Origin of the sequence: Chryseobacterium sp. JV558 (assembly GCF_033712365.1) — a bacterium.
In the GTDB taxonomy this organism is placed as follows: Bacteria; Bacteroidota; Bacteroidia; order Flavobacteriales; family Weeksellaceae; genus Chryseobacterium.
This window is the reverse complement of sequence record NZ_WJHU01000002.1, coordinates 769870-785162: the sequence shown is the minus strand read 5'-3', so window position 1 is coordinate 785162 and position 15293 is coordinate 769870. Positions and strand designations below refer to the sequence as shown.

10 protein-coding genes are annotated in these 15293 nt (G+C 34.3%); 1 reads left to right on the top strand and 9 read right to left on the bottom strand.

The features are described from left to right. Nucleotides 1–27: 27 nt before the first annotated feature. The 7 genes from GFU89_RS09335 to GFU89_RS09305 all read right to left on the bottom strand — a co-directional run bounded on the left by GFU89_RS09335 (nt 28) and on the right by GFU89_RS09305 (nt 10816). A complete protein-coding gene (locus GFU89_RS09335; RefSeq protein WP_318846868.1) occupies nt 28–1575 on the bottom strand; it encodes a tetratricopeptide repeat protein in 1548 nt (515 codons plus the stop codon). A 298-nt stretch (nt 1576–1873) separates the two neighbouring features. Further along, nucleotides 1874–2986, bottom strand: coding sequence for a heparan-alpha-glucosaminide N-acetyltransferase domain-containing protein (locus GFU89_RS09330; RefSeq protein ID WP_318846867.1), 1113 nt, complete (start codon nt 2984–2986; stop codon nt 1874–1876). A gap of 362 nt (nt 2987–3348) precedes the next feature. Then, nucleotides 3349–4488, bottom strand: a complete 1140-nt coding sequence (locus GFU89_RS09325) for a cytochrome-c peroxidase (protein WP_318846866.1) — start codon at nt 4486–4488, stop codon at nt 3349–3351. 7 nt (nt 4489–4495) lie between these two features. After that, nucleotides 4496–6088 (bottom strand): DUF6850 family outer membrane beta-barrel protein, encoded by a 1593-nt coding sequence (locus GFU89_RS09320; protein ID WP_318846865.1) that lies wholly within the window; start codon nt 6086–6088, stop codon nt 4496–4498. After that, complete coding sequence (locus tag GFU89_RS09315) at nt 6078–7427, bottom strand: DUF4876 domain-containing protein (protein ID WP_318846864.1); 1350 nt, start codon at nt 7425–7427, stop codon at nt 6078–6080. Before GFU89_RS09315 ends, GFU89_RS09320 begins: the two co-directional genes overlap by 11 nt. A gap of 20 nt (nt 7428–7447) precedes the next feature. After that, on the bottom strand, nt 7448–10168 hold the full coding sequence (locus GFU89_RS09310) for a TonB-dependent receptor (protein ID WP_318846863.1): 2721 nt from the start codon (nt 10166–10168) through the stop codon (nt 7448–7450). Nucleotides 10169–10372: 204 nt separating this feature from the next. Beyond that, nucleotides 10373–10816: a DUF3291 domain-containing protein gene (locus tag GFU89_RS09305; RefSeq protein ID WP_318846862.1), complete on the bottom strand. Its 444-nt coding sequence runs from the start codon at nt 10814–10816 to the stop codon at nt 10373–10375. Between the two features lie 93 nt (nt 10817–10909). On the opposite strand from GFU89_RS09305, the gene GFU89_RS09300 reads away from it, so the two are divergent. Continuing rightward, on the top strand, nt 10910–11323 hold the full coding sequence (locus tag GFU89_RS09300; RefSeq protein ID WP_318846861.1) for a helix-turn-helix domain-containing protein: 414 nt from the start codon (nt 10910–10912) through the stop codon (nt 11321–11323). Nucleotides 11324–11392: 69 nt separating this feature from the next. Here GFU89_RS09300 and GFU89_RS09295 read toward each other — a convergent pair whose 3' ends face one another. Then, nucleotides 11393–12631, bottom strand: a complete 1239-nt coding sequence (locus tag GFU89_RS09295) for an erythromycin esterase family protein (RefSeq protein ID WP_318846860.1) — start codon at nt 12629–12631, stop codon at nt 11393–11395. 401 nt (nt 12632–13032) lie between these two features. Then, nucleotides 13033–14931, bottom strand: coding sequence for a molecular chaperone DnaK (gene dnaK / locus GFU89_RS09290; RefSeq protein ID WP_318846859.1), 1899 nt, complete (start codon nt 14929–14931; stop codon nt 13033–13035). Between the last annotated feature and the right edge of the window lie 362 nt (nt 14932–15293).

The following is a 15293-nucleotide window of genomic DNA, read 5'->3' as shown; positions in this document are numbered from 1 at the left end:
AAACAGTTATAACCAATTATTCAGAAATTATTCTTTGGCTTTCTGTTTAATAAAAACAGAGGGTGTCATCCCTGTATATTCTTTAAAAGCAGATACAAAGCTGCTATAGGGAAGCCCGCACTCATCAGCTAGATACGTTATTTTATAGGTATGATATTTGGGATCAGTATATATTTTATTGATGATGTATCCAATTTTAAGATCATTCACATAGGAATTGAAATTCTTATTTTTATGTTTGTTGATAACCTCAGACAAATAAGTTGTATTGGTCCCCAACTGAAATGCAAGAGATGCTATAGTGAGATTTTTATTGACAATTTTTTTAGAATTTTCAAATTCTGAGAGCTTCGCTAATAACTCTTTTTCTGTTTTCTCAGTGATAGAGGATGAAGATTTTATGATTTCAGAATTTTTAATAGGAACTTGTTTTTTCAGTTCATTTTCCTGTTTTAGATTTTCAATAACCTGTTGATACCGGTTTTTATTTTTAAGCGCTCTTTTTCTTAGTATCAATATGACGATGCCCGCGGCCAATATAATCACTACAATGGTAATGATAAGCATGTACTTCCAGTTTTCCTGAATATCAATTGCATGCAGCATTTCTTTTTTCGAATTGGTGAAGGCAAGGGAAGTGGCATTATTCAGATCATGATCTCTCTGCTTTTGAGGATTTTCCAAAAGATGATAATACTTTTCGGAATTGAGATGATCTCCCTGCTTTGCATAACTTTTTGCAAGTAATTCATACAGACCGCTTTTTAAACCAAAACCATCGAAAAAAATAATATTCTCAGCTTTTCCTGCAGAATCTATAACGGCCTTATAATTACCTTCGGCAAAATACAATTCGCCATAACTTTTAAGAAGGTAAACTTGTAATACCTTATCTTTTACAGGGTAAATAATATCTCTGGCTTTATTATAGCAGATCCTGACCGAATCATTTTTTTTCATTTCTATATAGCTTTTACCCATTGCTAGATAGTTATTGGCCAGCAGATAACTAAATTTCTGATGAGCCTTGTATTCTTTCGGAATATCCTGTAATAACTGAATTGATTTTTGGTAATATTTTAAAGAGGATCTGTCATTCTCATTTGCATATTCTATATTCCCGATTTCATAGGCCGCACCAGCTGCTAAAAAGACAGTTTCTTTCTGATGGGTATTAATTTTTGATACTAAACGGAGTGCCTGATTATAATAATCGACTGCCTGCTCATTTAAGCACAACTGGCGGTAATCCTGTGCTATCAGAGATAAAGACAATGCAGTGTACTCAGGGCTTTTTATTTTTTCTGAAAGTTCCCTGGCTTTCATGATGGCATTTAATGCTTTTGGAGTTTCGCCCATTATAAAATAGGCATTGTTCATCATGTGATAAGCTCTTATTCTTTGGATGTCTGTTGCATCCTCATTTTTTATGATGGCCTCTGCATCTTCTATTGCTTTTCTTATACCCTGAGGCTGATCTTTTATTATTCCTGCGTCCAGAATACGGTCTATTTTATTTTGTGAGGGAACAAATAAATAGAAAAAAAGGCAAAAAAATAAAATATTTTTTCTCATAAATCCATCGTGTTTTCGTGATAAATATATGAATTTATGAGAAAAAAAGTGGTATTTCCTTTCTAATGAGTTAATTTACAGAGTTCGGTGTAAAAAATTAATCTTTTGTAACTGGAAGAGGAGAATAAAGGTTAATCATAAAATTAATAAAATTCACCTGAAGTACGGTTTTAACTTCAGAAATTTCGCTCTTCCGACTTTAACCTCCCTGATATCATTAAAAGCTTAATATATAAACCCAAACTGAGATGATTGAATATCATTCCATTTACGGAAATACCTTACTGATTCAATTTTGCTATTCCTTCAAAACCGTTTCATCCACTGAAGTCTGTTGGAAATAGAATAGCGTTTTTTTCTTTCTTATAAGATCTACCAAAGTCTGCACTGAAAATGTGAGGATAATATAGAATAAGATTAATACCAATACATAGCCAATACTGTGCTGCCTGTACCCAAAAATTCCTTTTCCCCACGAGATCAGTATCCATTGGATCATATACATGGAAGTCAAATTTCTGCTGCAGTATTTTAAAACTTTAATCGCCTTATTTTCCTTACTGTTTACGGTGAGAGTATAGATAATCCACAGGAAGATCAGCGTCCAGCCTGCAAAATAAACAACTCCGCCGGGTCCCATATGATAGAAACCGTTGTAGTTATATCCGCCATATAGAAAAACCAACGGCGCACCAACTGCCACGAAAACCAATCCCACATACAGCATATTTCTAAATAACTGCTTGCTGTTGTAGTTCAGCTCCTGGAACCATTTTCCGAAAAACATTCCGATGATGATAAAAGCCATCCATGGAAAAACAGGAAAATATACATATGCCGGATAATCAGTATTAAAAAGAAGATCCAGAACATAATTGATCACAGGATAGTCAAAATTAATTCCACTAACTTCTCTGGATATCAGTGCAACGAAAAGACCTATCGCCAGAATGATATATTTATTTTTCACATACTCTCTGATAAACCCGACAAACAGCAAAGACATTCCTGCCAGCTGTAAAATATCACCCAGCTGTACCAGATAAACATATTGCTGCTCTATAGGAGCATGCCATCCGTATTTTTGGATAAAATTATCAGGAGCAAAATTAAAAATCACAGGGATCATAAACTTCATAAAATTCATGAACAGGCCTGCAAATACAAGTAAAACACCCCGCTTCAACGCGCTCTTAAGACTTTGATGACTGGAAGTCATGAAGGTAATTCCCATGCAGATCAGGAAAATGGAAGTTCCCCTTCCAAGAAAAACAATAAAACTGCCAATTGCTGTTTCATATTGTGATTTTACATTGGCATACACCAATAAGGTATGTATGATGATCATTCCGATGACACTTATACCTTTTATTAAATCCAGTGTGAGGATTCTTTTGTTTAGTTGTTCCATAGTTTTTTTAGTGAAAATGGTGGATTAGATGGATAAAATTGTATTCATTATTATTTCTTTAAACAATATTTTTATTTATTCTAAATAAAATCAAATATACAAATTAAAACCACATCTCATAATGCACAAATTAATTTTCATAAACAATTAATAATTAAATATTTATTATGAAATCCAAGAGCATTTTGGGTGAAATTTTCATCCAAACCAAACCAAAAAACCAGATACTAAATTGATAAAACCGATATTTATTAATCAACAAAAATATCCGATTGCGAGAATTCTTCATCATTGAATTCAGTGATTACTATTTCATAAAATAAAAAACTCTTCCAGAGCTGGAAGAGTTTTTACTATAATCATTATTTTGGTAATTCCGGTGGGCGCATTTTGTATTTGTAACTGTTTAGTGTTTTTAAAAATGCTACGATATCAAAAACTTCGTCGTCCGTCAGATTTAGTTTTTCTACCATTTCTGATTTATGGGGAAACTTTGGATCATTGATCTGATCTCCTTTTGGAGTTTCTCTTCCCATTCCGGCGTTGTACATCATAACGATGTTCGCCAGTTCAGGGAAAAGTCCGTTATGCATGTAAGGCTTATTCTCAGAAACTTCTCTTAGTGTAGGGGTTTTGAATTTTCCTACATCTTCGTTCTCTTTGGTAACGATATATCTTCCCAGATCTTCATATTTCTTTCCGTAATATGTCAGTCCCAAATTGTGGAACTTCTGGTCAGAAAAATAAGGGGTGTTGTGACAATTGATACAATTCGCCTTGGTACGGAATAAGTGAAGTCCGTTGATTTCAGAATCCGTTAAAGCATCTTTTTTCCCGGTAACGAATTTGTCAAACTTTGATGGCGGGCTTATCAGAGAGCGCTCAAATGTTGCAACGGCTTTTGCAATTTTCTCCTCGGTCACTTCTCCATTTCCGAAAGCTTTTACAAAGAAAGCTTTATAACCTTTAATCTTCCTGATATTCTTTGTCGCCATTGACATATGCAGATTCATTTCTACCGGATTTTCAATGGGAGCTTTCACCTGCTCTTCCAAAGTTGCTGAACGGCCGTCCCAGAAAAACGTTTTTGCATATCCGATATTCACCAAAGTAGGTGCATTTCTGGTTCCAGTCTGCCTGTCATGTCCAAATGAGACTCTGCTTCCATCAGACCATCCAATTTCAGGGTTGTGACAGTTGGCACAGGAAATCTGTCCGCTTTTGGATAATCTCGGATCAAAAAATAACATTTTTCCCAGTTCCATTTTATCTTCGGAATAGGGATTATCTTCAGGAAATTTCATTTTAGACAAAGGTCCGATATCCTGAAAACCTTCTTTCGCTTCATCAAATAAGTGAGCAACTGGCCATTTGTTCTGATCGCCGCTGCTGTATAGGGTACGAAGCTCTTCTACGGTATACCCCGTAGAGTCATTTGAAGTATAACTTAATAAACATACTATTCCGGCAATGGCCAGAAAAGCGAGATATCTGTCTTTCATTTATTTTTTAATAATAAACATTCAATCCTACCATGGCAACGTGATTAGCTCTGCCATTATAGTCAACTTGATTTTTATATGTACTGTTCATCAGCCAGGTTTGAGAAAAACTCCCAAACAGCTCATACCTTATTTTGTTCTGATCAAAAATATAACTTGCATTAAAATTAAGACCTATTTTAGGGGTTGCATCATAAGCAAAGTCCGGCTGAGCGATCTTAGTTGCAAAGATATTCTCTTTTGTGCTTTGGTAAGGCTGATAATTGAATTCTTTTTCCAATGGAATATAAAGATTTTGAGAAAGCCCAATAGCTATTTTATGGGAAGGTTTTAAAGCAAATTCTTTTTCCGCTCCAAGACGATAATTGAAAAAGGAAAGTTTTCTGTCCATCACTACAGAAGCATCTTTCACGTGATTCTTTCCATAAGCTGCATCAAAAAGAATTTTAAACACCTCATTTTTGTGGTTAAACCAAACTACACTATTCTGCCAGAAAAGATTCTTCTGCTCGAGACGGTAGGATCTGTACTCCAAAGGATAGTTGTAATTGGTATCCAGCTGATCCTGATAGGTCATCATGGAAGCCCATTTTTTACCATTATAATTCCCTAGAAAATTAAGATAGAAACTATGAAGATCCGTTTTCAGCCCGGAATATTTTGTATAGTCTTTATGCCAGTTAAAGCTGCCATCCTGATATTCAAAAACTCTGTAAAAACGCTCAATCAGATTTTTATAATCATATCCGGCAGAAAAATGGGTATTCCCATTATTAAAGGCATATTCACCACCCCAGATATAACCTCCTAATTTATATTCTGAAGTTTTATACATAGTATTCCCGATATACTGATTACCATATCCTTCATTATAACGGATATAAATGCTGTCATTCGCAGGTACATTTCCTTTCATATTGACAAACATGATGTCATTTCCCTTGTAATGATGTACGTAGCTCAGTTTTCCGAAAATAGCATGCTGCTTCCATTTCAGACCCAATTTTGCAAATGCTTTGTATTTGTAATCATCTACCTTCGGTCTTGGATCTGCATTCTGACGGTAAGATTTGGAATAGCTCCCTTCTCCTCCCAATTGCAGGATTACAGGTTTTACAGGATTATAGGCAAACTGTCCATTGATAAAATAGTTTTGTTTCTGCCATCTTGCCGAACGGGGAACCCAATAGTATGAAGGATTGTAAATAAAAGAAGAGTTGGTAGTTCTTTCATCACTTAGAATATAGGGAACATCTTCTTCGGTAGTTTTATCTGCTTTAAGTCTCCCAGATAAGACAATTTTATCATTCAGTTTATAAACTCCTTCAGACTGAAACGTAAAACTGCCTGTTTCTCCTGCAGTCTGTACTCTTTTAAAATTTTGTTTTACAGAAGAATACTGAAAAGTTGTCCGTGAAAAATCCAAAGGCTGGAAAAATGAAATATAGGGATCATTTATTCTAATGTCTTTTTCTACAGAACTGATGTTAATACTATCTAAATGACTAATCTGAGCATGGAAAAACTGACTGCTTAATGCAGCTAATCCCAACATACCGTATTGAAAAACTTTAATTGTCTTATTTTTATTATTGTGCATATCCTCTAGGGTTTGCTTTAATCGTTACAAAATCATTGGCAGAATTATTTGTATCCTGCAATACCACACGTCCACTTATAATTTCCTTCGTTTTACGGATGACAGAAAATCCGCTAAAAGTACCTTCAGCCTGTCCCAATAAGTTGACAATGAAAGTTCTTGAAGCATCTATATCTGCAGGGAAATCTTTAGGTACTTTCTGCTCTTTATCTGTAATATCTATTCCGTCTATGATATAGTTTTTAGGAATTTGTAAAAACAGGGTTCCGGTAGGCGCTTTAGGAGCTGCTACTTTTTGCCAGCTTGCCACTTCTGCATCTGTTGCTCTCAGAATCCCCAATCCCAGCATAGAATTCACATTCAGGATTAAGTCATTAGAGGCAATACTCCAGTAAGCAACCTGCATATCTGGCACCATAATATTCTGAATATCCCATGCGAAAGGCTTCTTACCAATACTTATATTATAATCTCCCATATAGGTTTCAAAGTCAGCATGGCTCAGATCAACAGTTCTGTCAGGCTCCTGTATCGCTATTCCTGTACCGTTAATATCATCGAAAGGCATTTTATGATTAATGGCTGTCTGAGCTACAATAATACTTTTCCCTGGTAAAATCGGATATTGGTTACCGCTTCCAGGTATTTTGATAAGTATATTAGAGTATACATAATCTGTATTGGCTGATGCACCTCCTCCAGCAGTTTTGCTCCAGTCATACTGTCCGTTGGATAAAGTATAGGTCGTCACGTTACTATTAACATTTCCTTCCAGAAATACCAGGTATAAGCCGTCAGCATAAATAGTCTGATCTGAATTGTTGTGAATCTCAATAAACTGATCTCTGAAATTGGCTCCTAATTTATTATCAGAACCTGCATAATAATATTGTTTAATCACAAGATCACCAAGATTTCCACTGATGATTCTGACCAATTTGGAAGAAGTATTGGCATTAATGGTTACTTTTTCATCAAACCCTCCGAAGTGAACAATTTCATAACTTGTTTCCTCCCCTAGCTGCTGTTCATATTCACTCTGTTTTAGCTGAAGTTCAGCCTGGACACTGTAGCTTCCTGGCAGAACGGCATCTAATTTCAGTTCTCCGTTGGCATCTGTTTTTCCAACAATCTGATCTTCTGTTGCTGTATTTTTCAGGATAACAGTTACATTCGCTACGCCTTTATCTGCTACAGAAGGATATTTGGAAGCATCATATTTAATATTTATCGTAAACGGAACAGGCTTAATCTCGTTATTTCCTCCAAAGTCATCATCTCTGTTGCATCCAACAAGGGTAAGAACGGGAACTATTAACAATAGTATTAATCGTTTCATTATTTTTATTTTTAGTATTATTAAAATCTGTATGAAATATTTCCTCCGAACGAAGTAGAAGTAAAATTGCCGTAGACACTTCCTCTTTCGTCATATGCTTTTAAATTGAAAACATTACTTACATATATTGACAATCTGAAACCACTTAAGAAATCTTTTGTAACCCTTAAATGAACATTATGAAGTGTTTTGTTATATAACCCTGAAAGTTTTTCGTCAGAAGGTTTCAGGAATAATCCCTGATATTTTGGATTGGTACGATCATTTTCAGAAATCATCTGCATTTCTCCATCATGTTTTATATACCCTATCGGATAAATATCATTCATTCCTGTCAGGGATCTGTCTGAAAGAAAATGATCTGTTCTCAGGCCAATAATTAACCCAGATGAAGCCAGGTGATAATCAAAGCTGAAACTCGCTCTGGCCATTGATCTTTTATTTTTAATATCATTATAAATCCCGTATTGGAAATCTTTATCCATGATCTCCGGTGCACTGATTTTGTAAAGTCCGTCGTCTTTTTGTCCGGAAGTTTCTACGTAACTGGCATTAAAACCAATCACAAGATTAAGGGCCTCTATTTTTTTGAAGCTGACCATCAGTTCCAATCCTTTATCTGAAGACTGGTATCCATTAATAATTCTGTTCTGGAGGTAATTAAATTTTTCAGTTCCTACCACTTCGAAAGTAGGCACGTTTGTTCCTGATATATTGACATCCACTTTGGCTTTATCCATGATCTTATGAACACTCAATGTGGTAAAACCATCAACCAGTTTATTGTAATATGCTGTAAGGTTAACTACTGCGAAAGGAAATCTGTAATCAACTCCTATTTCCGTTTTCCAACTTTTTGAAGGTTTAAGGTTTGCATTATCTCCTGGAGTCACTACTGTTTGCATAATTGCTGCTGAGTAATATCCCGGCAAACGATAATCCCCTAACAAAAAGTCAAAATATCTCGGTGATGTATAGATCTGATTGAGTGAAGGTGCTTTAGATGTTAATCCAAACCCTCCTCTCACAGAAAATTTTCCCATCTGATAAGATGTGTTTACCCTTGGCGAATAGGTAGAATATGAATTCTGCAGATCATAACGAAGACCTAGATTTGTCTTAAAAATGTGTTTATTAGCAAAGACTTTGGTTATATTATCCTGAATATACAGTGCATATTGTTTACTGGAAAATACATTATCCCTGTAATTAAAATCTCTCATCCCATTGGAACCTTGTCCCGCTGCATTTATCGTAGTAAACTGACCTGCCGTTCCGTATCTTCCTTTTCCAAAGTTATCTCCATAGCGGAAATTAGCACCCATACTATAATTATGAGCCCATTTGGAAGAAGTTAATTTTATTCCGTTAATGCTAAAATTAGTGTAAATATTAAGAGGTTTACCATCCGAAAATGCCTGATTCTCGTAACTTGGTGGTGTATAAGGTGCATAATAAACACCATCTGTTGTAGAGTTCCCATAAGGACGAGCACCTTGGTTTAGCCAATATCTACGTTCTGTAAGCTGAGTTGCATAGCTTATCCCCATATCGACATTGATTGATTTAAAGAACGTTTTTTTACCATTCTGTGCGAAAAAATAGCTGATATTATTTCCTAATGAAAAGCTTTTATTTTCGACATTGATAATCATTCCGTCAACATCATCAGGATCTCTTTTTCCTTTGCTGCTATTAGTAGAAAATGAAGCAGAAAGCTTATTTCTAAAGCCTTTTTTATTACTTGACCAAAGAAGATTGACATTTGTTCTGTCATATCCTACAAGACTGGTTCGGGGATCTGAAAGCGAATTCATATAATCAACGGAAGCATTCAGGGCATTGTTCTGATTAATTTTAAAACCTTTGGTAAGGCCAACCTGATAAGTTCCTTCTCTCAGAGAGGCATCCAATCGTAATGGTGATACCTTCGCTGTTGTGGTAACTTTGATTAATCCGGAAGTCAAATCTCCATATTTGGCATCTGGAACCCCTTGTATAACTTCAATACTTTCTATATTTTCTGTAGGAATTTCTCTTAAATCGACCCCATAGTTAGGCTGTCCCGGCATTAAGTTTCCTCCTTTGGTAGAAGTATTAAAGCTTATTCCAAAAGGACCGCTGTTGGCAGAATCATAGCTCTGCATATTTTCGTTATTAGATAATGCAATATCATTGACCATCAACTGTACTCCAAACGCTCTGTTTCCAAAATCATCACCTCCCGGAACAGTTCCGGAGCCCGTGATTGAAGGTCCGCTGGCGGTTCTGAATACAATATTTTTAAATTGGGTATTGTCAAATTGCTGTACATATTGACCAGGTAATTGTTGCAATACGTCACCGATTGAAAATGACTGCAGGTTTTGAAGTGCTTCCTGTTGAATAACGATCTCAGAAAATTGTTTTTTTCTCGCTGTAAGCTGTACACCTTCAATTCTGATTTCTGATGTTCCTGGGGGAATTATTTTATCTGGAAGAATTTTTAGACTAAGCTCTTCTCCCTCTTTTAGAATAATAATTCCCTCTTTATTTTTATCATCACGAAAATTGAGCTCACATTGCCCTGTAAACAATATTTTAAAGTTCTCTGTAAATATCCGTTTACACTTCCCTGTTTCATCATTGTTAATAATATTTCCCTTCTTGATTTGTCCATTGTGAAAAATTTCTACTTTTTGGGCAGACAAGAATCCGCCTACTGTTAGAAAAACAGCACCTGCTAATAACGATAATTTCACCCTTAAAATATTTAGACCGCAAAATTAATTATAATTATTCTAAATAAAAAGTAAGTTTTTGAAATTGTTTAAGTTATTTTAACTTAAAATAAAACAATATACGTATTTAATTCCCCATATAAGGAATATAATTATAATAATACAACTTTAATATACTGCATTTATAGTGTATTAAAGTTGTTCTCTTTATCATTATATATTTAGCTATGGCTTTTGAAAAACAGATTGAAAATTAAATGCATAGGAAGATGAACCTTTTTTCTGTAAATATTCCAACCGTTTTAATGCCTCGTCAATACTTGGATATTCGTTATCTTTAATCCACCATAAAGCATAATAAGCCTTTCCATATTTTTGAAACCATTCTTTTCTTCTTCTTACAAAATCAACGTGAAATGTCTTATAGGTATAATATTCCAACGATTCTATATCTTTCCATACAGAGATATTGATAATAATTTTTTCATCATTAAGCGGATTAAAACTTGTAGCATTGTTTTCATCGTCTTTCAGTCTCCAGATAAATCCATCGCTTTCCTCTGCCAATCGGTTTACTGAATCCAAATGACTGACAAACTCATTCATTACCGGATCTTCTATGTTAGCCCCTATCATTCGGGCAACATTAATTTGTGCTAGCTGGTACATTTTTTTATTTCTTTTATTCTGATTAATATTGTGTAAAAATAGATTCTGTACTATTAGCATAAAATAACTATCAATTTAGATACTATAAAAAAGATGGAAAAAGAATGTAAGACCTTATACATCAATGTTGATCAAAAATCATATCCCTGTGCAGTAAGTTTTGTCATGGATTTCATTGGAGGAAGATGGAAAGCGGTTATTCTCTGTCACTTAAAAAATGGTGATAAAAGGTTTGGTGAACTAAAAAAAGAGCTTTTTTTTATTACTGAAACAACCTTAAGTATTCAACTGAGACAATTAGAAAGAGATCAATTAATAACACGAACAGTATTCGGAACAAAGCCTCCCGTAAAAGTTGTATATAGTTTGTCAGATTTAGGATTATCATTTATTCCTTTGTTAAATCATATTAATGATTGGGGCAAAACCATTTTAGAAAGTAAAAAAAACACTTTAAAATTTGATGTATTAAATCTGAATATCAGTCTAAATAAAACCCCGCAGTAAATAAATTACTGCGGGGTTGATTTATATGTTTGTTTCTAATTTTATTATGTATGTACCATTTGCTGTAATCTATTTATTTGAGTTACCATTTAAAAGTTTTGAGTTTGTTGACTTATTGATAAATATTAAATAATCAAAAGAGTTAGCAACATTGGTTTTTAAAAATTCATTTTTATCTGTACCAGACCCTGTTTTGCGAAATAAAATATCTTCCAATATCCAATTACCAAGTTTGTTATTATCCTTCTTAATGGCTTTCAGGTCCAAAATAAAAATTGGAATATTGAGTGAATTAAGCTTATTTTCTAATGTTTTTGAACCTGCTTTTTCTGAATTATAGGTACCAAGCTTTCCATCAATACTTGCAGAATAAGTCCCTTCATAAAAAGCAAATCCAAAATTTACAAAATCCTGACCATACATTTCATTGATCCAATACCCCATTCTGTCTGAATTTAATTTTGCAATGTGGTAATTATGGGCCGAGACAATTACTTTAGAATTTAAATAGTTTTCTTTTAACCATTTAATATTTTCTGACATGAATTTGTCTCTCCTGATAAAATTGAGTTGGGAATATTGTCTAATAATATCTACATTTTGCAGGAAACGTGATTTTTCTTCTGGATTTTTTATTGATACATTTTTTTGTTTTATTAAAAACAGATACTCAGATATAATTTTCTGGCCTTTTTTAGAATACATTCTAAAGCCTCTGTTATTTTCCTTTAAAGCTGTTTCCAGTTCATTAATCTCTTGCTCGGGCAACTGATTTTCCTGGTATGTTTTTCTTATTTGATCTATTGCTCCTTGAGCATATTGCATATCGAAACCGTCAAAAAAAACTTTTGAACTATGATTTTCATTATATTTTTTTAACCATTCAACAAAAGTTAAAGTTTCTTCGGTTTGCCACAGCCAAAAATACATACCCTTTAGAATATCTTTGGGATTTCCTTTTCCTTCCTGAATATATTGATTCATTAAAAAACTTTCAGGCATATTGGCTTCGAGTGAAAAGACGTTGAAATCTTTATGAGCGATCAAATATTCACTTATTCTATATTTCATTTGATACATTTCACTCGAACCGTGAGTAGATTCTCCTAATCCTACTATTTTAGAATCTCCAATCAGTTTGTTTAAGATGAGCAAATCACTATTATCTCTTTCGTCAGAATTAAAAGTTTTTATGGGATATATAAACTTTGAAATATATTCTTTCTCTTCAGAGTTTAAATCATTTTTTGATTGTGCACTGATGGTTACAAAAAACAGAACCAAAATAAAGGATAATTTCAAATTCATTTACTACTTATAATTAGATTACAATTTTACAAAAAAATATTACTTAAAAAATTCAGTATAAGTTTAAATAATGTTCAAAACCAGCGCATATTTTTTAAGTCGCAGATCATTTACTACAACTGATATCCTAACAGTTTTCTAATCTGATAAAAAAAGCGTTCAATGAATATCAGATCTTCTGTGATGATTTCTGCGTTGCCCCTGAGTTACATTTTAGTATTTAACACCTTTATTTATTTTTCCAGTTGTTTTCTGTAAAGAATCCAATCAAGTCCTTTATTTATTTGTCCGCATAGTGGAAGTTTACCATTACACCGAACAAGTATCAAAAAAATGAAAAACCCCATAAACAGTTGTTTATGGGGTTTTCTATATTTTATTAATTATTATTAATCAAATATTTATTTTACTTCTTCGAAGTCTGCATCCTGTACATCTTCAGCTCCGGCATTTCCACCAGCATTCTGAGCTCCAGCACCTGCATCAGCACCTGGCTGTTGACCAGCTGCATATAATTCTTCAGAAGCTGCCATCCATGCTGCATCTAATGCTTCAGTCTTAGCTTTTACATCATCAACATTTTTAGCTTCGAAAGCAGTTTTTAATTCTGCGTGAGCTGCTTCAACTGCTGCTTTTTTGTCAGCAGAAAGTTTTTCACCAAATTCTTTCAATTGCTTTTCAGTCTGGAAGATCAATCCGTCAGCTTTGTTGAAGATTTCAACTTCTTCTTTTCTTTTAGCATCCGCTGCAGAGTTTTCCTGAGCTTCTTTCTTCATTCTTTCGATTTCTTCGTCAGAAAGACCTGAAGAAGCCTGGATTTTGATAGTCTGCTCTTTACCAGTTCCTTTATCTTTAGCAGATACACTTAGAATACCGTTAGCATCAATATCGAAAGTTACTTCAATTTGAGGAACTCCTCTTGGTGCTGGTGGAATATCCTGAAGATCGAATCTACCGATTTCTTTGTTATCGTTGAACATTGATCTTTCTCCCTGTCCTACTCTGATGCTTACAGCCGGCTGGTTGTCAGAAGCTGTAGAGAATACTTCAGATTTTTTAGTTGGGATCGTTGTGTTCGCTTCAATTAATTTTGTGAATACAGAACCCATTGTTTCAATACCTAAAGAAAGTGGAGTAACGTCAAGTAGTAATACGTCTTTTACATCACCTGTCAATACACCTCCCTGGATTGCTGCACCAATAGCTACAACCTCATCCGGGTTAACTCCTTTAGATGGTTTTTTACCAAAGAATTTTTCTACTTCTTCCTGAATGATCGGGATTCTTGTAGAACCACCTACCAAGATTACTTCGTCAATATCAGAAGTTGAAAGACCAGCATCTTTTAATGCTTTAGCAACAGGCTCCATAGATCTTCTTACAAGATCAGCAGATAATTGCTCGAATTTAGCTTTCGTTAAAGACTTCACTAAGTGCTTAGGACCTGTAGCGGTAGCTGTGATATAAGGTAAGTTGATTTCAGTCTGTGGAGAAGAAGATAATTCAATTTTTGCTTTTTCAGCAGCTTCTTTCAATCTTTGAAGAGCGATAGCATCAGATTTTAATTCAACACCTTCTTCAGCTTTGAATTCATCAGCCATCCAGTTGATAATCACATCATCAAAGTCATCACCTCCTAAGTGAGTATCACCGTTTGTAGACAATACTTCGAATACACCATCTCCTAAATCAAGGATAGAGATATCGAAAGTACCACCACCAAGGTCATATACTGCAATTTTCTGATCTTTATGGTTCTTATCAAGACCGTAAGCTAACGCTGCAGCTGTAGGTTCGTTGATAATTCTTTCTACTTTAAGACCAGCAATTTCACCAGCTTCTTTAGTAGCTTGTCTCTGGGCATCATTGAAGTATGCAGGAACAGTGATTACCGCTCTTGTTACTTCCTGTCCAAGATAATCTTCAGCAGTTTTCTTCATTTTCTGAAGAGTCATTGCAGAAATCTCCTGCGGAGTATATTCTCTATCGTCGATTTTTACTTTTACAGTATCATTAGGTCCGGAAACCACTTTATAAGGTACTCTTGTGATTTCAGAAGCATCATCTTTAAAGTGTGTTCCGATAAATCTTTTGATAGAGTAAACAGTCTTCGTTGGATTCGTTACAGCCTGTCTTTTTGCAGGATCACCTACTTTTCTTTCTCCGTCTTCCGTAAAAGCTACGATAGAAGGAGTAGTTCTTTTACCTTCTGCGTTAGGAATAACAACAGGGTCTTTACCCTCCATTACAGCAACACAAGAGTTGGTTGTTCCTAAGTCAATTCCAATTATTTTACTCATAATATTTTATATTTTTTCTAATTTCTAATATTTAATTTACACTCTCAATTTCTCAATATCTGTACCATTCAAAGAATTATGACAAAATGACACAATAAAAATAAAAACCCCGATAAAATCGAGGCTTTGTATGATTTAATATGGAAATATTTTCATGCAAGCTTCAACAAAATGCATAGATAAGAAGTGCTGTCCTTCCTAAAGATTAATAATACATATATTATATTTTTCTACATAAAGTTAGGGATCCCTTTATCTTTAATACCAAAAATCTATTGATTATCAACATAATTGTTATCAACAACACAAATTAATTCACCATCCTTTAAAAATTAATCAAAGTTTAACCTTAGAAATAGAGG